Annotated in this window: 27 protein-coding genes; 1 reads left to right on the top strand and 26 read right to left on the bottom strand. The window is 45.7% G+C overall.

The annotated features are described in order from the left end of the window. Positions 1-587 precede the first annotated feature (587 nt). The 10 genes from LUCIF_RS19405 to LUCIF_RS19360 form a co-directional block, all read right to left on the bottom strand. Positions 588-1,331: a transposase gene (locus LUCIF_RS19405; RefSeq protein ID WP_122629512.1), complete on the bottom strand. Its 744-nt coding sequence runs from the start codon at positions 1,329-1,331 to the stop codon at positions 588-590. 30 nt (positions 1,332-1,361) lie between these two features. After that, positions 1,362-1,544, bottom strand: a complete 183-nt coding sequence (locus LUCIF_RS19400) for a hypothetical protein (RefSeq protein WP_122629511.1) — start codon at positions 1,542-1,544, stop codon at positions 1,362-1,364. A 158-nt stretch (positions 1,545-1,702) separates the two neighbouring features. Further along, the gene (locus LUCIF_RS19395; protein ID WP_122629510.1) at positions 1,703-2,365 is read right to left on the bottom strand and encodes a hypothetical protein; all 663 of its coding nucleotides are present in this window, start codon (positions 2,363-2,365) and stop codon (positions 1,703-1,705) included. A 240-nt stretch (positions 2,366-2,605) separates the two neighbouring features. Further along, positions 2,606-4,399, bottom strand: coding sequence for a recombinase family protein (locus LUCIF_RS19390; RefSeq protein ID WP_122629509.1), 1,794 nt, complete (start codon positions 4,397-4,399; stop codon positions 2,606-2,608). A gap of 85 nt (positions 4,400-4,484) precedes the next feature. Beyond that, on the bottom strand, positions 4,485-4,631 hold the full coding sequence (locus LUCIF_RS19385) for an SHOCT domain-containing protein (protein ID WP_122629508.1): 147 nt from the start codon (positions 4,629-4,631) through the stop codon (positions 4,485-4,487). 220 nt (positions 4,632-4,851) lie between these two features. Further along, positions 4,852-5,091, bottom strand: a complete 240-nt coding sequence (locus LUCIF_RS19380; RefSeq protein ID WP_207858094.1) for a helix-turn-helix domain-containing protein — start codon at positions 5,089-5,091, stop codon at positions 4,852-4,854. 1 nt (position 5,092) lies between these two features. After that, positions 5,093-5,515 carry an RNA polymerase sigma factor gene (locus LUCIF_RS19375; RefSeq protein ID WP_122629506.1) on the bottom strand — a complete coding sequence of 141 codons (423 nt, stop codon included), beginning with the start codon at positions 5,513-5,515 and terminating at the stop codon, positions 5,093-5,095. Between the two features lie 216 nt (positions 5,516-5,731). Further along, on the bottom strand, positions 5,732-7,717 hold the full coding sequence (locus LUCIF_RS19370; protein ID WP_122629505.1) for a DNA topoisomerase 3: 1,986 nt from the start codon (positions 7,715-7,717) through the stop codon (positions 5,732-5,734). Further along, complete coding sequence (locus tag LUCIF_RS19365; protein WP_122629504.1) at positions 7,714-8,049, bottom strand: hypothetical protein; 336 nt, start codon at positions 8,047-8,049, stop codon at positions 7,714-7,716. Before LUCIF_RS19365 ends, LUCIF_RS19370 begins: the two co-directional genes overlap by 4 nt. Continuing rightward, positions 8,049-8,336, bottom strand: a complete 288-nt coding sequence (locus tag LUCIF_RS19360) for a hypothetical protein (RefSeq protein ID WP_122629503.1) — start codon at positions 8,334-8,336, stop codon at positions 8,049-8,051. Before LUCIF_RS19360 ends, LUCIF_RS19365 begins: the two co-directional genes overlap by 1 nt. A gap of 255 nt (positions 8,337-8,591) precedes the next feature. On the opposite strand from LUCIF_RS19360, the gene LUCIF_RS19355 reads away from it, so the two are divergent. After that, the gene (locus LUCIF_RS19355) at positions 8,592-11,498 is read left to right on the top strand and encodes a MobA/MobL family protein (RefSeq protein ID WP_122629502.1); all 2,907 of its coding nucleotides are present in this window, start codon (positions 8,592-8,594) and stop codon (positions 11,496-11,498) included. Positions 11,499-11,562: 64 nt separating this feature from the next. On the opposite strand, the gene LUCIF_RS19350 is transcribed toward LUCIF_RS19355, so the two are convergent. From LUCIF_RS19350 to LUCIF_RS19275, 16 genes are all read right to left on the bottom strand, one after another. After that, positions 11,563-12,189: a flavodoxin gene (locus LUCIF_RS19350; protein WP_207858092.1), complete on the bottom strand. Its 627-nt coding sequence runs from the start codon at positions 12,187-12,189 to the stop codon at positions 11,563-11,565. A 97-nt stretch (positions 12,190-12,286) separates the two neighbouring features. Then, positions 12,287-13,132, bottom strand: coding sequence for an SDR family oxidoreductase (locus LUCIF_RS19345; protein ID WP_122629500.1), 846 nt, complete (start codon positions 13,130-13,132; stop codon positions 12,287-12,289). 51 nt (positions 13,133-13,183) lie between these two features. After that, complete coding sequence (locus LUCIF_RS19340; RefSeq protein WP_122629499.1) at positions 13,184-13,897, bottom strand: dihydrofolate reductase family protein; 714 nt, start codon at positions 13,895-13,897, stop codon at positions 13,184-13,186. Positions 13,898-13,912: 15 nt separating this feature from the next. Then, complete coding sequence (locus LUCIF_RS19335) at positions 13,913-14,317, bottom strand: cupin domain-containing protein (protein WP_122629498.1); 405 nt, start codon at positions 14,315-14,317, stop codon at positions 13,913-13,915. Between the two features lie 14 nt (positions 14,318-14,331). After that, positions 14,332-15,081 (bottom strand): carboxymuconolactone decarboxylase family protein, encoded by a 750-nt coding sequence (locus LUCIF_RS19330; RefSeq protein WP_122629497.1) that lies wholly within the window; start codon positions 15,079-15,081, stop codon positions 14,332-14,334. 61 nt (positions 15,082-15,142) lie between these two features. Beyond that, complete coding sequence (locus LUCIF_RS19325) at positions 15,143-15,529, bottom strand: MerR family transcriptional regulator (RefSeq protein WP_122629496.1); 387 nt, start codon at positions 15,527-15,529, stop codon at positions 15,143-15,145. A gap of 55 nt (positions 15,530-15,584) precedes the next feature. Then, entirely contained in the window at positions 15,585-16,565 is a 981-nt protein-coding gene (locus LUCIF_RS19320; RefSeq protein ID WP_122629495.1) for an aldo/keto reductase, read from the bottom strand. Between the two features lie 83 nt (positions 16,566-16,648). Next, complete coding sequence (locus tag LUCIF_RS19315) at positions 16,649-17,167, bottom strand: flavodoxin (RefSeq protein ID WP_122629494.1); 519 nt, start codon at positions 17,165-17,167, stop codon at positions 16,649-16,651. Positions 17,168-17,209: 42 nt separating this feature from the next. After that, positions 17,210-18,124, bottom strand: a complete 915-nt coding sequence (locus LUCIF_RS19310) for an alpha/beta hydrolase (protein WP_122629493.1) — start codon at positions 18,122-18,124, stop codon at positions 17,210-17,212. 245 nt (positions 18,125-18,369) lie between these two features. Continuing rightward, positions 18,370-19,449 (bottom strand): alpha/beta hydrolase, encoded by a 1,080-nt coding sequence (locus LUCIF_RS19305; protein ID WP_122629492.1) that lies wholly within the window; start codon positions 19,447-19,449, stop codon positions 18,370-18,372. Between the two features lie 39 nt (positions 19,450-19,488). Next, entirely contained in the window at positions 19,489-20,547 is a 1,059-nt protein-coding gene (locus LUCIF_RS19300) for an alpha/beta hydrolase (RefSeq protein WP_207858089.1), read from the bottom strand. A gap of 92 nt (positions 20,548-20,639) precedes the next feature. Then, on the bottom strand, positions 20,640-21,275 hold the full coding sequence (locus LUCIF_RS19295; protein ID WP_122629491.1) for a flavodoxin family protein: 636 nt from the start codon (positions 21,273-21,275) through the stop codon (positions 20,640-20,642). Positions 21,276-21,339: 64 nt separating this feature from the next. After that, positions 21,340-22,323 carry an aldo/keto reductase gene (locus LUCIF_RS19290; RefSeq protein WP_122629490.1) on the bottom strand — a complete coding sequence of 328 codons (984 nt, stop codon included), beginning with the start codon at positions 22,321-22,323 and terminating at the stop codon, positions 21,340-21,342. A gap of 60 nt (positions 22,324-22,383) precedes the next feature. Then, positions 22,384-23,022 carry a flavodoxin gene (locus tag LUCIF_RS19285; protein ID WP_122629489.1) on the bottom strand — a complete coding sequence of 213 codons (639 nt, stop codon included), beginning with the start codon at positions 23,020-23,022 and terminating at the stop codon, positions 22,384-22,386. Between the two features lie 18 nt (positions 23,023-23,040). Next, positions 23,041-24,210, bottom strand: a complete 1,170-nt coding sequence (locus LUCIF_RS19280) for an iron-containing alcohol dehydrogenase (RefSeq protein WP_122629488.1) — start codon at positions 24,208-24,210, stop codon at positions 23,041-23,043. A gap of 16 nt (positions 24,211-24,226) precedes the next feature. Continuing rightward, complete coding sequence (locus LUCIF_RS19275) at positions 24,227-25,288, bottom strand: alpha/beta hydrolase (RefSeq protein ID WP_122629487.1); 1,062 nt, start codon at positions 25,286-25,288, stop codon at positions 24,227-24,229. Positions 25,289-25,326: the final 38 nt, after the last annotated feature.

The following is a 25,326-nucleotide window of genomic DNA, read 5'->3' as shown; positions in this document are numbered from 1 at the left end:
AATCCGGCAAACAGCGTATTCTTAGGAAGAAATTGCAAAGCGCATGTCAGGTTTTATTTAACCTACACATGCGCTTTGCTTCATCGTTTGCAATTCAAAATAACAGGCTCACGTATTCTTAATCCTGCCTGTTATTTTTGAATATGTCAATTAAATGCATGCAGTCGCTAAGCCCCTGCCAAGACTGCCATCCTACTATACCCGAACATACCGTCGCTTGTAAATACAGGAAGATACGGGTATAATATAGATCATCGTCATGGACAGCTAGCTGTTGCGTGTAGGTGGTTCCTTCACCTGCATGAGCCCGTAAGTGCTCGTAACACTTACGGGTCATGGCGATTTTCAATTTCTTTCCCGTTATTAATTATAGGATGATTTTGGGATTATTGCAAGTAAAGGAAAAGGTTTTTGCAGAATTGCTTAAATCTTCGTTTTAAAGGCACATACATCCTTGGGAAGCCCCAGTTGAGAAAAAGCGCACCATGAGGTGCGCTTCTACTCGACCGGGGCTTCCTTTTATGTTATTTCTTTACAGGAAAGTAGATTTCAGTGACAGAAGCCACGGGGACGGTGGTTGTGTCCGCTCAAATTTTTTCAATAATTCCTTTACTTACCCCAGTAATTCTGGCCAATTGCCGTATTGATAAACCTTTTCCCTTCAGTTCCTTAATGAATCTATTTCGATCCTGAATGTCTAAATATAAAAAATCATTGCTGCTTTCTGTTCCACAAACTTTTTTGACAATCATTTTTGCTTCAGCATCTGTCATCCTAAAATTATCTTCTTTGATATCCAAAACAGTTTCATTATCGGCTTGATGATGGAGATAAATAAATTCATCTATCCCCATCATCCCAAGAACTAATTCGGTGTCGACCAATGATGCGAAATGAATGTACTGATTATAACTATTCCATTGATATTGATCAACCGACACACTCATTCCCGCTTTGACCGGATTATTATGTATATATCTTAATACGGTTATTAAGTAATCTTCATTTTCTACTGGCTCACTTTTAAATCTGTCTTGAAACAAGTGTCCACTTCTTTTGTATTTTTGATTGAAGTAATATACGTAACGCGCACCTAGCCTTTTAAAGATTTGTTCTAAACCTTCTTTTTCAACTTTTAGCAGCAGATGAATATGATTCCCCATAAGGCAATAGGCATATATTCTATAACCGCTTAGTTCCTTACAAACCTTTAATACTTCTAAAAATTTTTTATTATCCTCATCATCTTCTAATATTACCTGCTTATTTATACCTCTAATCATTACATGATAGATACTACTACTACTTTCTTTCCGGGCAACTCTTGCCATTATAATCACCCCATGGAAATTATACTGCTTTTACTGCCACTCGCAAGACACAACCACCGTCCCCTCGTCTTTCTTAGTTCCCTCTTCTGTTTCTTTTTTATAAACAAACATTTCAATAGACCCTTCTTCTCTAGGGTCTGCGTATAATGAATATCCACCATATTCCATTATAAAGGTATGCTTTTTTTCATTAACATGATGATGAAATCCCAAATCGTTAAGCCTGCTTAAAACCCATTCGAAACTCTTCTGTCCGCGTAATCTGGCAATGTCCTCATCGTATAACTTTCCTGTTTGGTCAGGTCCAAGAATATAAGTTTCTTCTATCAGTCTTCTTTTGTCTAATTCATCTTCTTTTAGTTGATGTAACTCTAAAAGTTTTTATCGCTAAGCCAAGGTAGCGATGAACGATTATATGGATTTTCATTTCTTAGAGAATTGATCTTTCGATACACATAATTTATAAATGGATCATTATTACCTGCAGAAATCCTCGAAAGCCTATCCTCTAGAACTTCATAAGTAATTTCAGAAGCTAATGCAGGAAATAATTCAACAAATTCTTCTCTGTCATTTGGCAGCATATATGAATGCACATTTTCACCATAATGTTTAATTAGTTGAGCCAACAACACATTTTCATCATCATAATAGCAATTATAAACTTTTGCACCGACTCTCTCCATAGCACAAATTATTGAAGCGTATTTATTCTGTTGAAAACTGTCTCCATTACATATATCAACAATTACTGTATCAATTTTTTGTGTTTTCACATCATCCAACAAAATCTGTAGATTAGGTAGCTTCTCTTTATTTTCTGTTCTAGGAAAATTAATATCAATATAAATTCCTTTTATATCAACTTTCTTTTCCAGTTTATTTTCTAATGCTTCACAATATCTTAATATCCTAAGATATTGCATCTCGATTATTCTTGGCTCTCTATAGGGTCCGTGTCCAAACAAATATAATGCTGCTTTCATGGAAATCGGTTTTTTTGATGGAAATTGATATATTTGCTTGTCCGCCATCTTGCAATCCTCCATATTTGTAATTTCATAGCAAAACTCAACAAAATATGTCAATTTCATTTTATTATCTTAGATGAAATATAGCAAGGAGGTAACGAGATTTGGATGTATTGAATTCAGGAAAGCCTTGAATTTACACATTTAAGCTCTTTGTCATCTTTTTTATCTCTTAAGGGTTACCTTACAATCGCTAAAGCTTCAAAACGCCTGAACGCCTCGATTTATAGGCATTTTATCCTCTCAATCTTCACAACCGATTCCACATGAGCCGACGCTATGATCAGGATACAATTTTTCAGCCTCATCGGTCATATCTGAACACAATTTATCAGCAATAGCAGATTGATGATTTGACGTTAATTTACTTTTTGCATTTTTCCTTATAGGTCTGAAATTTCCACCTTTTAATTTGCTCTTTAACCCTGTCTTGTACACAAAAGTTATTTGAGCAGGATCTTTATTACCATCCTCGTCAATTCCTCCAATAATTACTTTCTCTACAACACTTTCAAAAACATAGCGATCAAAGGTATCTAAAACTCCATTCTTCTCTAACACTTTTTTAAACTCAGACATTCGCCTCTTTATACCTGCTTCATCCTCTAAAGTAGATGCCAACTGATCTCTTGCTTTTAATTTTATTTCTAACTCCTGGAGTAACTCTGCATATTTCGTATCATATGTTTCTTTATCCAAAGTTTCTTCTAAGCGCATATCTATGAGCTTATTTTTTTTGCCTTCTATTGTCTCTATCGACTTTTCTATTTTTAAAAGTTCTTTTTGAATAGTAGTACCATTTAAAGTATCTGCAATCTTTTTCAGAAAATCTTCTACCACTTCTTTATTATCACTACATAGGAGGCGATAGCTTTCAACAAAAGCCTTCTCAATGGCCTCCTCAGAAATAGCTTTACTGTCAGGACAGAATTGTTTGCCCATTTTCGTGCTTTTTACACATTGCCATGTGATTTTATTATATATTGTACCACTATGCCAACTTCGTCGTGTCAGTGTACTTCCACAAAAACCACACTTTATCATGCAACTAAAAGCGTATTGTCTACTAAACTTCTCTCTTTTACCACCATTCTGTACAACCCTAGACCGTACGACACTTCTCTTTAGTCGTATTTCCTGAGCCTGCGCAAACGTTTCAGCACTTATAATCGGCTCGTGATGATTTCGGACATAAAACTGATCCTCTTCCCCAAAATTCTCCAGCCTTCGTTTAGAAATGGGATCTACTGTAAACGTCTTTCCCTGTAGAATGTCACCCTTATATTTTTCATTTTTTATAACACCCATTACAGTACTAATTGCCCACGTTGCTGTCCCTTTCTTTGTTTTGGCACCTAAATTTTTAAGTTCTCTGGCAATTATACTTCCTCCGGCTCCTTCAATATATCTTTGAAAGATATATTGAACCGTTTTTGCTTCCTCTTCATTAACAGTGAGACTTTTATCTTCTGGATTGTAATCATAGCCAAGGCACCCTTGAAAGCCAACTAGCTCTCCCCGTTGCATTTTCATTTTTAATCCTTTTTTTACATGCGCAGAAATATTCTCAACTTCCTGTTGCGCTACAGAACTTAAAATGACTAAAAGCAGTTCTCCATCCATAGTCAGGGTATTAATGTTTTCTTCCTCAAAAAAGACTGCTATATTCTTTTCCTTTAACATGCGGACATATCTGAGCGTATCCAATGTATTTCTGGCAAATCGTGATATAGATTTTGTAATAATCATATCAATGTCGCCATTTAAACAATCATTGATCATCCGTTGAAAATCTTCCCGCTTCGTAACCATAGTACCTGTAATTGCTTCATCAGCATAAATATCGACTAATATCCATTCCTTCTTTTTATTAATAAGGTCTTTATAATATGTAACTTGAGATTTATAACTGTCTAACTGTTCCTCATCATCAGTACTAACTCTACAATATGGCGCAACCCTTAACTGCTCAATTCCAATTCCCCTTCTTGGAACTAATAAGTCCTGTCTTGCTTTTATAACTTCGACTTCAGCCACATCCAACCACCTCACTTTGTATTTACTCTATACTTATTTTATATTTTCTTTATATCTCTAATTATAAATATAAAGTAGATACAATTCAAGCCATAATGTCAGATGTAATCCCATAATCTTTCATTAATTTACTTTTGATTGCCTTATACTCATCTGCTGTAATCAAGCTACGGGAAAGTAACTGTTTTAACATTGCAATCTGCATGCTATATTGGATGAGCTCTTTCTTCATTATCACTTCCTCCTTGCCAACTATGCCTATAATATAGAAAAACTTTGCGGACGGCATCTATGCCCACGGGAATTCCACCCCTGCACCTCCGTGCAGCCGTACCTTCGCCTGCGACAGTTTCTCTCTGCTCGGACTAGAGCTATACGGGAGTTTCATTATCTTGTATCCGCAAAGTTTATACTGCGCATTTGCGCTTTCTTTTTCAAAGAACATGCTTCTTTTACATGGTACGGAATTTTAAAACTCCCGCGATCAGCTTATTTTGCAGTTCTGTCTTCAGCTCGTGATCCACGCAAGTATATAAATTTCCATACCGATCATATAATTCTTTGGATGCCAGCCGCGTTATATAGCGTTCATAGTACGTTAATACCTGCCTTAGCGCAGGTTCTTCTCCCCGTACAGCAGCTAAAATAACTTCATGCGGAAGTAATGAGCGTTTCCATTTCGATTTCCTCAATTTAGCATTCTCTTTTTTCCTCATTTGCCAAATCCTCCAAGTACTTTTTTAGTTGCTTTAGCGTAGTGCCTCTGCGATATGATACGGACCGCCGGATAAGATGCAAGTATGCACCAATCTCGCTGTCCGTCATATCCAAAAAGTACGACAGTAAAACAATTGTTCTTCGTTCCTCGGATAATTCTTGTAAAGCTTCGCCGAGAAGTACATCTTCCACGCTCACTTCCATATCCAATACACGAAATACATAAGTATCTTGAAAAGGTGCGACAGAAAAAAGGCGCTGAAATCTTTTGTCTTCGCAAATATCTTCCGAGAAACATTCTCTTTTTCTGCGACGGCGTAACATTTGATCGTAGTTGTGAGCATGGTTCCGTAAGACGGTTTTACAAAAACTATCAAAACGCTCCTGGCATTCCATCATATCACCTCCCTTCACAGCAAAGAGAGATCTATGCGAATGCACGTCGTCCTAATTTATTTGTGTCCGCAAAGACACTCTCCACATTTTCCCTTCATACAACTAAAACAGTTGAAAAATACATTTGGGCAATTTTGCCAGACAAATTATCAAAAAATGTAAAAAACTGCCTTAGTCCTCATGCTTCCCAGAAGACTAAGGCAGTTTTTTACAATGGATTTACCCGATATCCGGTTTTCCCCGTTTATCAAAATATCTTGTCTGGCAATCAGGATAACACGAACATCCCCAGAAGTATGTTCCCTTTTTCTTGCCGCTGCGCCGCTTCAAAAATCCCTTTTTGCAAACCGGGCATAGGATTTGCCCTTCCATTGCCGAAATGGTTTTTCCCCTAGCTTCCCGAAGCAGAGTTTTGACAAAATCCGTGGTCGCATCAAGAAAAGCATCTGCCGAAAAGTTGTTTTTAGCAATGCGTGCAAGTTTGTCCTCCCAAATTGCCGTTATATCGGGGTAAGCCAGTGATTCCGGCAGCGCGTCAAACAGCTTTTCTGCAATATCTGTTGCATAAAGCATGTTTTTTTCGACCCGCAGGAATCCTCCCTGTACGAGTTCATCTAGAATTCCTGCCCGTGTTGCCTCTGTTCCAATACCGGAGCATTCTTTCATCTGCGCCTTGAAGGTCTCTTCCCGAACAAAATGGTGAATGCTCTTCATGGCTTCAATAATGCTGGAAAGATTGAAGCGCTTTGGCGCCTTTGTCATTTTCTCTTGTAAAGACATTTCCCGTAAGTTTACTACATCCCCATTTTTAAGATCAGGGAAAACGGCTTCCTCCTCTGACTTTTCATCATCTGGTTCCGCCTTATATAAGGCGCGCCAGCCTTGTTCCAAGACCACTTTCCCGGTCCCCTGAAAAATATAGTTGCCTATACGGATGCGAAGAACCGTCTTAGAAAAGCGATGCGGCGGATAAAATTGTGCAAGATACGAGCGGGCAAGTAAGGCGTAAATATCTTGCTGCTCTTTCGTAAGTTTTGCCTGATCGCACGGGAGGGTTGTCGGGATAATTGCATGATGCGCCGAAACCTTTTCATCTACCCAGGCCCGGCTTTTTCTGCTTACATCCGCGCCTGCCACTTCTGCCTGCCAACCCGCCCGTGCCAAATTCTCAAAAATGACTTTTGCATCTTTGAATTGAGCTTCCGGCAAGTAATCGCAGTCGGAGCGCGGATAGGTCGTCAGCTTCATTTCATATAATTTTTGCGCTAGATCCAAGACCTGCTGCGGCGTATATCCGAGCTTGCCGGCTTGAATTTGCAGTGCAGATAAGCTAAGCGGCAGAAGGGGCGCTTCTGCCGCTTCTTTTTTTGCCGCGTCTTCGACCCGAACGACTTCACCATTGTTTACGGACTGTAGAATCTCATGCGTAACGCGCTCTACAAGCTCTCGTTTTAATATCCGCCCTTCACTGTCGCAGCCGGGAAAATCCTCCGGTATAAGCCACACTGCCGAAAAGCATTTCCCCTTTTGTTCCAGGCTCACTTGAATTCCATAATGCTTGGTCGACCGAAATGCCCGGATTTCCCGTTCACGTCTCACGACAAGCGCCATTGTCGGTGTCTTGACCCGGCCAATCCGCATGACCACATCGTAACCCGCTTGCTTGGCCATTGCTGTATAGGCGCGTGTTAAATTCATACCAATCAGCCAATCCGCGCGGCTGCGGGCAAGCGCCGAATTCTTGAGCGGCTGAAAATCGGCATTATTTCTCAAATCCCCCAAAGCCCGGTTGATAGAGATTTCATCGAGAGCATTCAGTAAAAGCCTTTTCACCGGCTTTCTATTTTTCAAATACTCCAGCAGCTCGTCTACCAGCAGTTGGCCCTCACGGTCGGGATCGCCGGCGTGAACGATTTCGTCCGCCCGTTTTAACAAATCCTTGATCGTCTGAAACTGTTCTTTTGCTTCAGCCTTGACGAACAGCTCCCATCTTTGGGGCACAATCGGCAACAACGCAGGCGACCACGAATTGTAAAGCGGATCATACATCTGCGGAGTTTTCTGCTGCAGAATATGTCCAAACAGCCAGGTGACCACATCGCTTGTCCCTGCAATTTCAATGTATCCACTCCTTGGCGTCCCCTTCCCCAAATATTTGGCCAGTTCACGCCCAACACTCGGTTTTTCGGCAATCCAAACTCTCATTCGGTCTCCCTCCCGTCTTCCGGGTTAAGCGGATTTTCCGGCAAAGGAGAATCTGCCGGCCGGGCGTATTCGCCGCGGTTTGCCGCAACCATTTGGGCGACCTTTTCCATATCCACCTGCCCCGGGGAAAGATTTGCCTGCGCCAAGCGCAAACCGAAGTCTCGACACTCGCGGGTAAACTTTGCCTCTTCTAACTCCCTGATTTTCTTTTCCACTGTTCTCATTTCCGCAGTCGACTTTTTCAGCCGCTGCTCCGCTTTCTGCCGCCGCCTGTAAAGAATGCCAAGCCGTTCCTCCATCTCTTCAATCGTTTTCGGTTTTGCCGCTGTCATCACCCATCCCCCTCTTTCTTTGCTGCTTTGCCTGCTGCAAAGTGCAAATAAAGGCGGCGGTCGGTTTCAGAAATAGCACGGCATTTTAAAGCACGCAGGAAGCCGACTAGCAAGGAAAATTCCTCCTCGCTCCATTCCTCTTTACCCTGCCAGCCGGCCTGTCGCAACGCATCGTGGAAAATACGTGCGTTATATTTATGTAGCAAGGACCGGCACGCCTTATCCACCCGCTTTAAAGTGATTTGCCTCTGCTCGATTTTCTTCTCAATTACCGCTAGGCTATCCATGCTTTTCCACCGCCTTTTTTTCATTATACGGAGCCCGTATAACCAGGAATAGACGGTGTGCGCAACTCCTACAGCAGCGTGCAACATGATTTTCTCGCGGCCATGCTACAATGAAAACGAAACAGCAGCCCGAAAAAGAGACAGGCGCACTTATGACTTGACGGTTTCGTCAAGTCGCGCCAAACCCATCTGCCGCTTGCCTTCGGCTGCGCTGAACCTGCGGTTGGCAAATTTCCTTTCAGGGGGTATCCGGTCATGGCGCTTTACCACTTTACGATCAAAGACAACAAAACACCGGGCGGACGCATCATCCTGGCCAGCGACCACGCCGAATATAATCATCGCGAGGGGAAGTATGCAAACCTTGATCAAAAGCGCGCCGGACATATCGCTGCCGCCGATCACCTTGCCTATATTGCGCGGCAGGAAAAATACAGCCAAAAAGAAGGTTTTATCTGCGGCGGACATCACCTCCCCGAATGGGCGAAGAACTCACCGAAAGCCTTCTTCCGGGCCGCAGACGCTTATGAAACTTCTGTGCATACCTACAAGGAAATCGAATTTGCCCTGCAAAGCGAATTGACGCTGGAACAGAACCTCGCACTTGCTCAGGAATTTATCGGCAAACATTTCGGAACAGACTATTATTACTCATATGCCATCCACAACAAGCTGGCCGCCATGGGCGAAGGCGAAGAAAACCTGCACTGCCATCTCATGTTTTCACCGCGAAAACTGGATGCCTTGGAAAAGGAAAGCGAACGCCAGCCACGTTGTTTTTTTCAAAAAGCTCGCCGGCTCTATACCCGTAAGGACGGAAGCATCGTGGACCGGCGCCGCGAAGGCGGCTGCGCCGTTGCTCCCGTCTGGAATAAACAAATAGAAGGCCGGAACCACCTGTTATATCTGCGCGAGGATTTTGCCAAATTGACGAATGCGGCGTTAGAAAAACATGGGCATGCGGAATGCGTCGACCACCGCTCCTATCGTGCACGCAGGCAGGAGGCCGCCCAGAAGGGGGATGCCTTGACGGAGAGGCTCTTTTCCCTGGAACCGGAAAAACACATCGGCCCAACGGTTGCGAATACTCCCGATCACCCGCTGGTGATCGCCATAAAAGAGCGCCGTGCTCTCCGTAAAGAGCTTTGCCAGTTAATAGAATCGGCCGACCGTCTGCAGAAATTACAGAACTATAAAAATGGGCGAAAATCAAAAAAGCTAACCGAGCAAGTGGATGTCCAACTACACAGCACATCTGATGAATCCCCCCTGTCTCCTCCCCTTGACCTCGCCACTGCGCAAAAAGCAACGGATCTTGCCTGCCGAAACATCCGGCATTTTGGCGAATACCTGGCGGCCGAACGTTTTTCCGAAATGGGCCAACAGGAAAAAGAGCTTTTTTCCACGTTAAAAGGTGCACACCGCGACCAGCAATCTTTATCCATTATCCTGGAAGCAGTACGCGAAAAATGCAGTGAAGAAAAAGACCATCTTGCCAGCTTACAGAGGCAGGAGAATAAAACACTGTCCCAACAGATCGCGTACTGCGAATCAGCGCTGGCCGTCTTGCAGTTTAACGAAGAAGAGACACTGCTCTGCCAGACCATTGAAAACTGTACGGCGAAAGCGCGTCAAGCGGCACAACCGCTTCGTTCCATTGCCCCCCTCACGGATAAAAAAGATCGACTGGCCAGAGCTTGTCTTGCCTATTTGCACCAGGCATCACGGCTCGAAGAAGTTGAGCAGGCCACCCTGGTAGAGCTTCCTTTGCAAAAGGAGGAACTTAAAAAGCGGGCCGCTATTCTGGCCGATATGGAAAAGAATCTGCTTACCTATCCGCAGGCGATCCGCAAAGCCCAGGAAGAATACATCAGGACACTCAATAATCCGGATTTTGAAGCCGCATGGCAAAAAGACACTCAGCTCTCCGAGGATCTTTTTGCCCTAAAACGCGCTCAAAAGGATGTCAAAATCCGGCTCAAAACGGCTTCTTCACCAAAAGAGACAACCGCACTTCTCGCCGAGCAAAAACGTTTGGGAAATATAGCCCAATCCCATGCGGCACAGCGCAAACAGCAACGCAATATACTGCAGGAAATCCGCCAACACCTTAACACACCAAAGGCCAAATCCTCTGTTACCCGCAAAGTCAATGCGATTCTGCTGGCGCAAAAAGCCCAGCTAACCGCCTACCGTATGATGCAGGATAAGCTAGGCGAAACAACAGACCGTATCCGCCGACTCACCCTTCTTCGCTTAAAGCTAATAAGAGAAACCGCTCTGGTCAAAAACAAATTCTCGCATCTGCCAACCAAAGAAACGCCGCATAAACAGCGCTATACCGCGCGGGAAGTTCAAGGCATTTTGCGTACCGCCTTATATTCCTTACGCGCTGAACAGAAGCGCACTCTCCAAGAGATAGAAACGCTGCGCCCCCTCTACATTTCCGAAAAGCGCGCCAAAACGATTGCGCTCTATCGCCTGAGTGAAGGAAAAATGCAAGCTCTGCAAAAGCTGAAAAAAGAGTTGTCCAGATCAGAACGTGAAAAACGCAACGCAGAAGATTCTCTTCTTTCCCGCGAATACGCATTGACCATGCTAGAAAAACCGAAGTGGTATGACAAAATGCTAAGTACCCAAGCACAACACCAATACCAGGACGCTCAAATCGCTATCGAAACACAAAAGATGCAAACCCTTGCCGCAGCACAAACGTATACTGCCTTAAAGGAACGCATCTCCTGTCTGGAAAAAGAAATTGAACAATTGACTGCGACGCCACAGGCTAAAGAAAGGCTGTCCGCCATCACAGCCGGTATTTTAAAGAAAAACCAATCCGTCGGAAAAGAAATGCAGCGCCTGACCAAGCGGCAGTCCGAACTAAGAAACCAGGAAAACGAGCTGGCTCATCTTCTTGCTGCCACAGAAAAACAGGTACTTACCGACCAGCGGCAAAATATCCGCTACGCTGCCAAAGGCATATCCACTTCTGCTGATGCAGTTTCCCTAATTGCCCGTTCCTTCGCTGCCGAACCGGTCGCCTGCGCGGCTGTTGCCAGGATTTCCGAAGAGGATAATTGCCTCTTTGATTCTTCGGCCAAAACGGCAACCGAGCGTGAAGAAACTCAGCGTAAAACAGCTTGGGAACATAATGAATTTTAAGTCTCTGTTAATCCCCAATTCTTTTCTTAAGACAACCAACATCGCAATATCATCCTGATTATCATCATTTAGCAAATCCAAGCTTTGCCAACCACTGTTGGACCTCTGGACGTACGCTGTCCGGTTTTTCCTGTGCACGTTTGCCTTCAATACCTAGACCTGGCAGTATCTTGGCACCCTTCGCATAGTTCGGGATGCTGCTTTCCTTGCCCGTCAACACATCACCAGCCGAGGTACAAAATGGAATGATGGTCTTGCCCTTAAAATCATAACTTTCCATAAAGGAATAGATTGCCATCGGCATATCACTCCACCAGATTGGGTAACCAAGGAAAATTACATCATAGTCCTGCATATTCTCCACTTTGGTCGTAAGCTCCGGCCGTACATTATCTGCAAGCTCCTTTTTCGCGACCTCTGTACATTCCCTATAGTTTTCTGGATAAGGCTTTACGGTTTTCATCTCAAATGTATCTGCTCCCGTCGCTTCGGCAATCATGTCGGCTACAATATGCGTATTGCCCTTAGAAATATTGCCTACCGCATAGTTATCGCCCGTACGGGAAAAGTATGCTACAAGGATTTTCTTACCCTGCACTTTTTCTGGAGTAACCGCCTGCGCGCTGCCCGCTGACGAAGCCTGCGTTGCCGTAGAAACTTTCTGGTTCGAAAAGCTACTGCTATTTCCCATCGTACTGCCACAGGCTGCAGACAGCATCAACACAACAAGGGACAGCATGGCAATAAATAACTTTTTTATATCCGCATTCTCCCAATAAGAATTAAAATCAATGGGTTTCCTTCAGGTATTGAAGATCGCCGTACCAATAGGACGCCGTCGTACCTCCATCGATGAGGTAATCCGCTCCTGTAATGAAGCGACCGCGTTTACTCATAAGAAACTCAGCAAGCTCACCCACTTCATCTGGCGTGCCGGCACGTCCTGCCGGGCAAAGGGAAAGCATCTTGCGATAGCCTTCACCGCGTGGACCATTCAGTTCATCATTTGCCAGTGGTGTAATGATGACCCCTGGACTGATGGAATTAATCGTTGCTCCCCGCTTGCCCCAGCGAGTTGCTTCATACATAACGCGCAGTACATTACAACGCTTCGAATACTGATAGGCCTTGAGCGTATCAGTGATATCCTTGATAAACGGAAGCTCTAGAAGTTCTTCTGTCGGTGTTGTTGCCAGCTGCATGTTCTCCGCCTCAGAAAGCGCCCCGAGCCGATGACCCGACTGCGAGGAAATGATGATTCCCGAGCCGCCATCAGCGATGACCTTGCTGAACTCCTCCAGCAACATTGCCGTGCCATAGAGATCAACTTTCAAGATAACCGGTACAGAAGCCTGGGATGGCGATACACCCGCTGCATTGATAAGATTCGTGATAGGCCCGTACTCCTGCGCATGTCCGATGAGCTTCAGAATTGACTCACGAGAGGAAATATCCACAGATATTGTACTAACCTCAAACCCTGCGTCTACAAAGACCTTTGCTGCCGCATCGGCATTTTCCTGATGCAAATCCGCCAAAACCACATGCCTGCCAGCTCCCACCCTGCGAGCAATGGCCTGTCCAATAGAACCAGCACCAACCAATACTACAACATCTTTTTCCTTTTTACTCATTCTACTTATCCCTTCATAATTTGTATTTTTTACATATAGTTTAATCCTTCATTATTTTTGATAGGTCAGCCATAGTCCGTCGTCGTTTAGCCGCCTTGCTTCTTTCAGCCGAAAGGAAGCTACGTGCATGTTGCTGGTTTGATATTTGCCTGTTTTAAAGAGCGAAACCGCATTTTCCGAACACTCGGCTTCGGGCACTACCACAAGGCTGATTTCATCAACCAGTTCCTCTTGCAGAAAGGAGCCGTTGACAATGCCGCCGCCCTCCAGCAGCAACCTTTCAATGCCAAACAGCCGCTTGAGCTTTTGGGCGACAAGGGCGAGGTCCAGCTCGGTTTTACCGCCGAAGAGATAGGAAACGCCCTTTTTCTGCAAATGCACTAAAAAGGCGTCGGAAACGCTCTGTGTCAACACCTCGATGACATGCGCACCATCATAACCCTCATCCTGGTCGGCAATAGCGCGGTTGTCCCACCAAATCTTGCCCCGCGGGTCGATGGCAACCGCGTAAAACGCCGCCCTCTCCGCGACATAATCCTCCCGCGCAATGGGCGATCCGTCGTACACAGCCGATGGAACGGGCGGCTGGGGAAAGCTGCCCTCCATCGTCACCCTGCCACAGAGAAAGCCGTCCGCATCGTATTCCCTGTGAATCCTGTAGTAGTCTCCAATGAGTCCACTGTATGCGCTTTTTCCTAAAAAGTCTCCGGTGACCTTCCCGTCCAGCGATGTCACCATATGGCATATGATATACGGTCTGTCCATGAGCGCACCTCTTGATTATTTCAGCTTGCCGTATGCTTCGTCGTCCACCGGTTCCAGCCATTCGTTGGCAGCCCCCTCGGCAGGAATCTCCACCGCCAGATGGGCAAACCAGCTGTCCTTTGCCGCGCCATGCCAGTGCTTAACCTCAGGCGGGATATTAACCACATCGCCCGGTTGCAACTCTTGGGGTTCCTCCCCCCATGCCTGATACCAGCCGCGCCCCTCGGTGCAGAGCAAAATCTGCCCGCCCTTGTGGTGTATATGCCAGTTGTTGCGGCAACCCGGCTCAAATGTCACGTTAAAAATTGGACCGCCCTTGTCGGTCAGCGGCTGCAAATAAGCCTGACCGCTAAAGTATTGGGAAAACATTTCAGGCAGCGGAGCGCCTGTCTTAAAAAGCTCGTTTCTTTCGTTGTTCATTTGAAATTCCTCCTTTATTTGCAGGCGTCATTGACACACCGGAGCGCGTTCAGGCTGCGGGGATAACCGATATAGGGGAGACACTGAGATATGATTTTTATCAGAAACGCCTTATCATTGCCGATTCTCATGTTTGCCGCCGCATGGCTAGTGAGTTGTGGTTCACAGCCGCCCTGAGCCGCAAGGAAACAGAAGGTGATCATCTCCCTATGCCTGTAGTTCAGTCCCTTGCGGGTATAGTAATCGCCAAAGCAGTTATCCGCCAGCCAGTAATTGATATGGCGGCTCTCCTCGGGACCGGATTTGTAAAATTCCCGCATATTCTCACCGAAAATATCCACCTGCGCCTGAATGCCCGCCTCCAGACGATTTTCCGTCGTGGTAGTTGCCTGGCCTTCCAGCGGCAGAGAGATTCCTTTTTCAGTCAACACCTCGTTTGTGATTTTCAGGAATGGAAACACTCGCCCGATCCCCAGATAAGCTGTCGCCTGATAGACGATTTCCTTGATCTCCACCGGCGTTACCCCAAAGTTCATGGCAGCAGTAATCATGGCGCGGAACTCGTCCGTTCCCTGGCAGCCCAGCAGCGTGGCCACAATCGCCATAAAACGGGTCTTGTCGTCTAAGTCGTCGCAATTGACCACCTCGTCGAAGGCGAAGTTGTCAAACCGTTCGATAAATTCTGGGTCGGTGGCAAGGAAGCCGGACACATAGCCAGGAAACATCTTTTCGTGATATGCTTTTGCTTTTTTTGTAATTGCCACAATAATGCCTCCTTAGCTTTTGCAAACTACATTGATCAACTCAATACATGTTCCGTTAAAACTATTTCTCAGGCTTTTGTAATTCTTTTTCTTTTTCAATTACCGTCTGTTCATATACTGCGATTTTGTAATCCAAGCGCTCCAGAGTTTTCTGCATGTCTTCCATTCTTTTCAAAAGCCGACTACGCTGCTCGACAAAGAGTTCTTTTCTTGCCTCGATAGTCGAGTCGCCTTGCTGAAACAGTCCGACATACTCGATCAAAACTTCAATCGGAAGGCCTGCATTTCGCATGCACTGAATAAACTCAACCCACTTGCAGTCTTGTTCGGTATAAGCCCTGATTCCGCTTTTATTACGGTTTACTCTTGGAAGTAGTCCGATGCGTTCATAATAGCGAAGCGTATCTTGCGGAATACCAAATTTTTCACTTACTTCAGAAATCGTCATGAGGGTTCACCTCCCGATACCCGTATTATAACGTCCCAGCTCTCAAAGAAAACACTCACATCATACCGAGCACCGGATGCGGCACATATGGTTCTTCCAACAATGCAATTTCTTCAGATGTTAACTTAATTGCAAGAGCTGCTACCGCCTCTTCGATATGAGAGATTTCCCTAGTACCGACAATGGGAGCTGTTACTGTATCCTTTTGCAGCAACCAGGCAAGTGCCATTTGCGCCCTTGATATGCCCCGTTTTTTTGTTACTTCTGTTAGTCGCTCAACCACTTTTTGATCCAGCTCTTTTGTTTCATCAAAAACCATTTTTGCAACTGCATCTATTTTCGTACGAGGAGTTGTTGCCTCCCAATCATGTGTCAATCTTCCTGCCGCAAGCGGACTCCACGGAATCACGCCGATTTTTTCTTCTTTACAAAGCGGCAGCATCTCTCTCTCCTCCTCACGGTACATGAGGTTGTAATGATTCTGCATAGTTACAAACCGGGTCCAGCCATTTTTCTCAGCTATTTTGAGTGCCTTCATAAACTGCCAGGCGTACATGGAGGAAGCTCCAATGTATCTTGCTTTCCCCGCCTTCACAACATCATGCAAGGCTTCCAGCGTCTCTTCAATGGGAGTATTGGCATCCAAGCGGTGAATTTGGTATAGATCCACATAATCTGTTCCCAGGCGTTTAAGGCTTTTATCAATCTCACTCATAATGGCCTTGCGGGAGAGCCCGGCGCCATTTGGACCTTCATGCATTTTGAAATAAACCTTCGTCGCAAGGACAATTTCATCCCGATTGGCAAAATCCTTCAGAGCCCGACCGACAATCTCCTCACTCGTTCCGTCTGAATACACATTCGCCGTATCAAAGAAATTGATACCTAACTCAAGGGCTTTTTTGATCATAGGCCGACTGTGCTCCTCATCAAGCGCCCATGGAAATAATCCCCGTTCTCCTATACCGAAGCTCATACAACCAAGACAAATCCTGGATACATCCATGCCTGTGTTTCCAAGTTTTACGTATTCCATTTAACTGTTCCTCTCTTCCCTATATTGCAGTTTTATTCGATTGAGCTATTGTGCTCACAGTGACTTCTGTATTGTTCATGGTATCAAATCAAGTTTTTTAGCCAGTCTGCGACGTCTTTGTCCGCTCTGCCGACGTTGCCGCCGCGGATCGCTAAACCGGACAGCACTTTTGCATCTGGGCAAAGCTTCTTGATATCGCGCCCGCTGCTGCCCATTCCGCTACCCTCGTGAGTGCAAAATGGGATAATGGTCTTTCCGAAAAAATCATATGACTCTAAGAAGGTGTATACCGCCATCGGCATCGTGCCCCACCAGTTCGGATACCCTAGGTAAATCACATCATATGCATCAATATCAACAGTTGCTGTAAGCTCAGGCCGGGCATTTTGCCGTTTTTCCGCCTGGGCTACATTTGTCGTTTCTGTATAATCCTCCGGGTAAGCTTTTACTGTCTCGATTTCGAACATATCGCTTCCGGTGATTTTCCGGATTTTTTCTGCGATTACTTCTGTGTTTCCAATCGGCAGGTTTACGATGTTGCCACCGACATAGTTGTTTCCTTTGCGTGAATAATAAGCGATAAGGCTTTTCGGATTTGCCATTTCCTATTCCCCTTTCTAATACAATCATCTTTTTAGTTCGTATTAAAGATTCTTACTAAAGAACTCCGCAAGTTTATCTACTGCCTGTTGTACATATTCCGGTATATCATACAAAGCGATATGCGTTGCTCCCTCAACCAAAAATAGCTCTTTTAGCCCTGTTGCCAGTTCGAAGGCTTGTTCGCTGAAATAGCGTGTGTCAGATTCGCTTCCCGCAATGACTAATAGCGGCTGTGTCAGCAAAGTGCTAATCTGGCTGTAGGCCGAGAAAGCCATGATTTTATCGAAACTGCTGAACAGAAAACGATTGGTCGAATTAGGATGGTGCGCCCTGGAAGTCCTGTAGTATTCATAGGCTTCACGCATAAGCATGGGTGTTTTTTCATCGAAACCATCAGGTGAATCAGGTACATATGGAACCAACAATGGCGCTTCTCCTTTTGCTTCTGCTGTACGCTGCTTTGCCACCATTTTAAGGGTTTCCAATTGTTGCGAAACCGAAGTTCCACCGCCTAGCCCATTTCGGAATAAATCACCGATATCAACAGCACTGATACTTGCCACTGCTTTGATCCGCTTTTCGGTCTGAGCTGCATTTATAGCATATCCGCCGCCGGCGCAAATCCCCAACACCCCGACCCGTTCTTCATCAACAAGCGGAAGTGTGATCAAATAATCTATTGCACAACGCACATCTTCCACTCTGGATGTAGGGTCTTCGAGCAGACGTGGCACACCCTCGCTTTCCCCCTGGTGGGATGCATCAAAGGCCAAGGCGATAAGACCAAGTTGGGAAAGATTTTGTGCATATAAACCCGCAACCTGCTCTTTTACGCCCCCGCCAGGATGAACACAAACGATGGCAGGATATTTTTTACTTTCATCTATCCCTTCCGGCAAGTACAAGTCTCCAGCCATCTTCAGATTCTTATTTTTGAATGTTACCGATTTTTTCATAGTGTACTCCTTTCGTATTGGACTTTATCACCATTCCGTGAGTCATAATCCAGCCTATCACTTGGAGTTCAGTCCAGGTCAAGTGTTTTATATAAACTATTAGCGATTTATTTTGGGGGAGTAACACTACAATGAAACTCCTTCTCTCCTATACATCTATTATTTGTGGATAAATGATCCAACGAGGAGCACAATTACTCCTCGTCGGGTACAGATCACCAGTTGAAATTAGACAATCACTAAGATTAATCTAATCCCTTCTCCTTAAGAAATTTAGACAGGAGGTCTGCGATTTGGACATTGTTCATGTCCGAGAAGGGAAAGTGCGTATTGCCGTGAATGCCAATTTCGGGTAAATGCACTACGGTGACGTCGCCGCCATGGCGATTCACGGCGTCCGCCCAAAGCCTGGCCATCGCCAGACGCACACGCCAATTGTCCTGGCTCGGATTTGCCGAAGGTTGATCCGGAATGTTGTCGCCGTAATAGATGACAATCGGAATCTTCGTGAGCTGCATGAAATCTGACAAAGGTACGCTTGACGCTTCAAGCGGGCCAGCGGAGCTAGGCATCGGAGAAGGTACCTCGCCTTCTGGGAAGATAAATCCGCTGCCAGGCTCATAGGCAACGACGGCACGGACCTTTTGGCTCTTGATAGCCGTGATCCAACCCGGACCGCCACCTTGGGAGTGAGTGACGAGAATTGCTGGGCCGATTTTGTTAAACAGCGCGGCAACCGCGTCCGAAATCACACCGGCATCGTAGGGGCCCGTGTTTGGCGTCATCTGACGAAAGTATTGGTTCAAGGCTTCCGGGTCGCGAGGAAACTGGACACCCGGGTAAAAATCAGGCCAATTGCCGACGCGGAACATACCGAACCAAAACTGGTCGTCGGGCGTAGCCGTAATTGTGCTTGGCAGAGTGCTGCGTCCGGCATCGCCGCGACGTGGCTGATCGATTAAGTAGACCCCGAAGCCGCGGCGCAGGAAAATGTTCTGAAAACCCTCACGTCCATCCGGCGTAGTTTCCCATGTCTTTGAAAACTGCCCGGCGCCATGCAGGAAAACGAGTGGAAGTTTACGGGCATTCACCGGAATCTGGTAGAATACATAAGCATGATCGCCATGTAGCGTTTGTCCCTCAGGCGTTCTTTTGATTGGATCGAAGGTGCCAGGATTACTGATTACTGTTCCGCCTACTGCAAAACTGCCTTGCTCCTGGATGACCAACGGTTTAGGTTTGGCGCTGTCGGCCGCCATTACGTTTCCCGACCATATCACGCTGGCAGAAAGCAAGAGGGCGGCAAATAGTTTTTGATAATTCATGCTCAATCCCCCTATAAATTATGAATATCAATGGTTAGTCTATCGATTAATTGCTTTGGTTAATGCCCCAATGTATTCTGATTTGGCTTTCTTACTGATTTCCGCTTGGGGAATAAAAATTTCAAACCCGTGAAAACACCCTGGATAAATGTGCAATTCGGTAGGTACACCTGCTTGCATCAAGCGGTTAGCATAATCAATTACTTCATCGCGAAAAACGTCAAGCTCACCTATCATAATAAAAGTCGGAGGAAGCCCTGATAAGTCAGTGGCCCTGGCCGGCGCAGCGTATGGAGAAACCTTCTTTCCGTTTCCATTTCCAAGATACATTCCCCAGGCTTTTACATTATCTTCTCTGTTCCATACCCTTCCATCAGTTACTTGGTAACTTGAAGCTGTAACATTGCGATCGTCTAGCATGGGATAGAGCGGCATTTCGAAACAGATTGACGGTCCTTTTTCATCTCTGGCTTTCAGCGCAACGGCCGCAGTAAGTCCACCTCCGGCGCTTGTACCGGCAACAGCAATGCGTTCCGTATTAATCATCAAGTTATTTTTGCTGTTATCGGCCATCCATTTTAATGTAGCGTAACAGTCATCAATGGCTGCAGGAAAAGTATTCTCAGGCGCCAACCTGTAATTAGGAGCAACAACTACACAATTCCCTTCTTTTACAATACGTAATATGAGTCCTTCAGCAGCCTCAGCGCTACCAAGTATGTAGCCCCCACCATGAATCCATAGGACGGCAGGCAAATTTCCACTTCTCGTCTTTGGCTGGAAAGTCCTTACTTTTAGATCTGGGATACCTTCATAACCGGAAATTGTTTCTTCCCTTACTAATACCGCGTCATCAGTCGGAAGAGTTGTTGGACTAACTTTATGTGCTTCACGAAAAGCCACAACATCCTTTACATAATCTAACACCGGCATTCCAGAGAAAGCTTCCCTAAGCTCAGAATTAATTCGATTATCAAAATTATAAACTTCCACTTTCTTGTCTTGTGTCACTGAAGCCAATGCTTGACTAGAATAGGCCGTTATCATCAAACTTAATACCAAAATTCCAATACGCAAAAAGAAAGTCTTTTTTCCCATTTTTCACTCCCCCCATTTATTAATAAAGAGTTTTTATGGAAATATCGTTAGCGTTTGGAGTTAAGTCGAGATTTTGCATAGAGAACCTTGGATCATTCCCGAATGAAATTCGTATAGATGTTTTCTTCTCTCACAGGGAACGGCACGCCCGCCTTCATGCCAGCCTCCCTACATTTTAAAAACCAGGCCATATTCCTTGCCAACACGCGCATAGTCTGCAGCCCTTCCAAATCTTTTTTAACATCTTCCGGCGTAGCGCCGTGAACCATATTCCAATAACGCGACGAAATGACAGGCATCTCCGATATAGCGAAATACCTGTTGAGTTGGTCAAGGGTGGCAGTTGTCCCGGCTCTTCTGGCGGAAACTACGGCCGCAACCGGTTTTAAATAAAAAGACTGACTGCCTGCAAGCAAGTCTGCATAAAAGGCACGATCCATGAAGGCAGTAATTTTACCGGTTGCGGCTGCATAATGCACAGGCGAACCAAATACAAAGCCATCGGCACTTGCCGCAATCGCAAGAAAGTCGTTGACTCTATCGTCAAATACGCATTTTTTCTTTTCCGCACAGGACTTACAGGCAATACAGCCAGACAGAGGTTTATTGCCAACCCAAAAGAAATCCGCTTCGATACCTTCTCTTTCCAAAGTATCGGCAACTTCCATAAGCGCCGTATAGGTGCAGCCCTTTTCATGCGGGCTGCCGTTAACCAGCAATACTTTCATCTTTTTCACTCTTTCATTAAAAACTTATTGATGCCATGAAATGATGTAGTGTACCGTAAAAACTCTATTTTCCTACCCGTTTAGCCGCATCGGAACCTGCCGGATAACGATCCCCTGACACCTTGATTTTATCGAGCGCTTCATTTAAGGCAGTAAGTTCCTGCTCAGACAGCTGTACGTTTGCAGTTCCTAAATTTTCTTCCAGGCGATTCATTTTACGGGTCCCCGGAATCGGAACAATCCACGGCTTCTGCGCGAGTACCCAGGCGAGCGCAATCTGCGCCGGCGTTGCATTCTTAGCAGCGGCCACTTCTGTTATGATGTTTACAAGTTCTTGGTTTGCCGCAATGTTTTCCGGCGCAAAACGGGGAACAATACTGCGAAAATCGGATTTGTCGAAACTCGCATCCTTTTGAATGGTTCCTGTCAGGAATCCCTTTCCTAACGGGCTGAACGGAACAAAGCCAATTCCCAGTTCTTCCAGGACAGGCAACAATTCTTCCTCCGGTTGGCGCCACATCATAGAATATTCACTTTGAATCGCCGTTACAGGACAGACTGCATGGGCCCGGCGAATCGTTTGGACTCCGGCCTCCGAAAGTCCCCAATAGCGAATTTTACCTTGCTGCATCAGTTCCTTCATGGTTCCCGCCACTTCCTCAATGGGAATATTTGTATCTACCCGATGCAGATAATAGAGGTCGATTGTATCAATCCCCAAACGTTTCAGGGACTTTTCCGCTGATTTTCGGATTTCTTCCGGGCGTCCATCCACCACCTGTTTCCCGTTGACGTTTTTAATGCCGCATTTCGTTGCGATTACTACATTATCACGATAGGAAGCCAAAGCCTCACCTACCAGGATTTCATTGTCATCGTAAACTTCTGCCGTATCAAAAAAAGTCACTCCCAAATCAACTGCCCGATGAATGACTGCGATTGCTTCCTTTTTATCAGAGGCCGGACCATAGCCGTGGCTCATGCCCATACAGCCAAGCCCAATTGATGAAACCTCTAAACCGCTTTTGCCTAACATACGTTTTTCCATTTTTTCAGCTTCTTTCTTTTGGTTATAATTTTTGGGGGCATTTCTTAAATACCGATTTACTCAACGCATACCGATTCTGGTCAGCCATGGCTCGATTTTATTAGCATCATTAGCTGTAAGTCCTTCCAGGATGTTTGAATTGGGGCAGAGGCTCTTAATGGCGTCCATGCTTTCGCTGATATCGCTGCCGCCGCTTGTACAGAATGGAATTACCGTTTTGCCGGAAAGATTATAGGATTCCAGGAAGGTGTAAATCGGCATTGGTGCTGTATGCCACCAGATGGGATACCCTACAAAAATGACATCATAGCTGGCCATATTGTCTACTTTAGTAGAAAGTTCCGGTCTGGCATTTGTTTCTTTTTCCTTTTTGGCAACTTCGACGCATTCATTGTAGCCTGTCGGATAAGGGGTTACCGTCTTAACCTCAACGATGTCGCCGCCAACAAGCTTGTGGATTTGTTCAGCGGCTCTTCTTGTGTTTCCGCTTTGGGAAAAATATGCTACAAGTATTTTTTTACCCTTCGTATTCGCTGTTTTAACCTCCGAAGTCTTGGCACTTGCCGAGTTAGCTTTGTCTGTGACAGTCTCTGCCGCCTGCTTTTGCGAAGAGGCGGAATTTGCAGCATTACTGCTACCACAAGCAGTCAGTGAAAAAATCATAAGGCTGGACAGCGCCAGGATAAATAGCTTCCTCATTTTTTCTCCTCCTATCCGTTATTTATAAGATTTCTCATAGATTGCGATACAGTCTTCTTTGGTCAACTGTACACGGTCGCAGGCGAAGAGTCCGCCCATCGGGCCCATTGCATTATCGGCCATCTTCGGAAATTCATCCGGCGTAATGCCATAGTCGCTCATCTTCAGATCCGCTACGCCGCAGTCCAGCAAGAGCTTTTCCAGCATTGTGATGAAATCCATCGGATTATTGGCATCCTCCATACCCATGGCTTTAGCCATGCGGATGAAGCGTTCATCGCATACATGATGCTCAATGATGTTCGTAAAATAGGCGCGGCTGAGCATAATGAGACCTGCGCCATGCGGCAGATTTTCATGATAAGCCGATAAAGCATGTTCCAAAGAATGCTGACTGGAAGTTGTGCCTACGCACATGACCGTACCGGACAGGATATTCCCGAAAGCCACATGTTCTCTGGCTTCCATATCGCTGCCGTCCTTGACCGCGCGAGCCAAATAGCGTCCGACATTTTCAATCGCCGTGATGGCATACATATCGCTCATGAGGTTGGCAAATTTGGAAACATAGCCTTCAAGGCTATGGCTCAACGCATCAAAGCCCTGATAAGCCGTAAGCAGCGGCGGTACGCTCTTCATCATCTCCGTATCCTCGATGCAGAGCTTCGGGAAAAGTACCGGTGTCTTAATGCCGAGCTTTTCGTTCGTTGCCGGGTTCGTAATTACACAGCCCGCATCTGCCTCGGAGCCTGTTCCCGCCGTCGTGCTGATGGCGACAATCGGCAGTGGCTCATTGACAATTGGTTTTTTCTTCCCTGTGCCACTTGCGACATAATCCCAGAGATCGCCGTCGTTTACTGCCATAATGGCAATTGCTTTGGCCGAGTCGATGCAGCTACCGCCGCCAAGCGCAACCACGAAATCACAGTCATTTCCCTTGGCAAAAGCAGCGCCTTCCATTACTGTGTCCTTCACCGGATTCGGCTGCACCTTATCAAACACAATAGCTTCCACACCAGCCAAACGAAGCTGTTCCTCCGTTCGCGCCAAATAGCCATTAGCTCTTGTTGACTTGCCGCTGGAAATAACGATCATCGCCTTTTTACCCGGCAATTCCTGTTTGTGAAGCTCATTGAGCATTCCTGCACCAAATAAAATTTTCGTAGGTACATACATAGTGAAATTCATAGTTTTAGACATCTCCTTATTTAGACATATGTTTTTCCCAGAACGGAATGGCATACCCGATCCAGCCTTCGGCATCTGTCCCAATACCGAGCCCAAAGCCATGACCGGCGCGCTGATATTTACGGTACTCGACTTCGACTCCTGCCTTTCTCATGGTATTTACGCGCCGTTCAACAGTAGAAACGCTGGCGATTGGATCATCCTCGCTTGATGTAACAAAAGTCGGAGGATCATTTTCGCTAAGCGTTGAATGACCGGTATAAGCCATGACGACAGTACCCGGTTTCGGGAGATCGCTGCCTCCAAAGTAAGCGGCTCCATAGGAACCGATATTGGCCGCCATCCTTGCGCCCGCCGAGCTGCCCCATAAAGAATAATTTTTAGTGCTGACTCCTAACATATCCGCGTTCCTAAAAATATAAGACAAGGCTGCTGCCAAATCTTCGCAGGCCGTACGCTCTCCGCCCACGCGGTATTGTAAAACGAAAGCATTATACCCTTTCTTGCTCAGTTCGATCGCGTGCGGGAAACCTTCATGGACGGAGCCTACATAGGAAAAGCCGCCGCCGGGGCACACAATGGCAAACGGCGCTCCCGGCTTTCCGCGAAAGAAGAAAAGACCAGTAGACTCTTTGGTGGAATCCTCCCGCTTTTGCTGTTCGGTGTAAAAATCGTAGAATATGGTTTCACCGCCGCCCACTTTGTCAATCATGTAATTGATTGTGCCCACAACTGCGTCAGGGTCCACATGCCCGTGATACGGCAAAAGCGAAGCCACACGATTCAGCTGCATGTTCTTGTCGTATGTCCCACGATCGAGCGGCAGTATAAATTTGCCAAAGCCTTTAAATGCCGGGTGATTCACAACATCACGGACAGTATCATTGGTTTTTACATGGGCAAAGCTTCCCATCACGTTTCCTTCTTCATTTAAGATTTCGTTACCGGCCGAATTTGATATAGCCGTCGGATCATGAGGCGTAGCACGAATAAGAATCTCTTTATCCTTACCGCCTGTAATGAATATCATCAAGACCAACAATTGTCCAATAATGACGATTAGTTTAGTCTTTTTCATTTATAAGCACCTCTGACATCGTGATCGCAGTAAGTATC

The sequence above is a fragment of the Allolucifera butyrica genome (assembly GCF_900476375.1).
Lineage (GTDB): Bacteria > Bacillota > Negativicutes > Sporomusales > UPPP01 > Lucifera > Lucifera butyrica.
The sequence above is the reverse complement of the archived record's forward strand: the minus strand, read 5'-3'. Positions and strand labels throughout refer to the sequence as shown.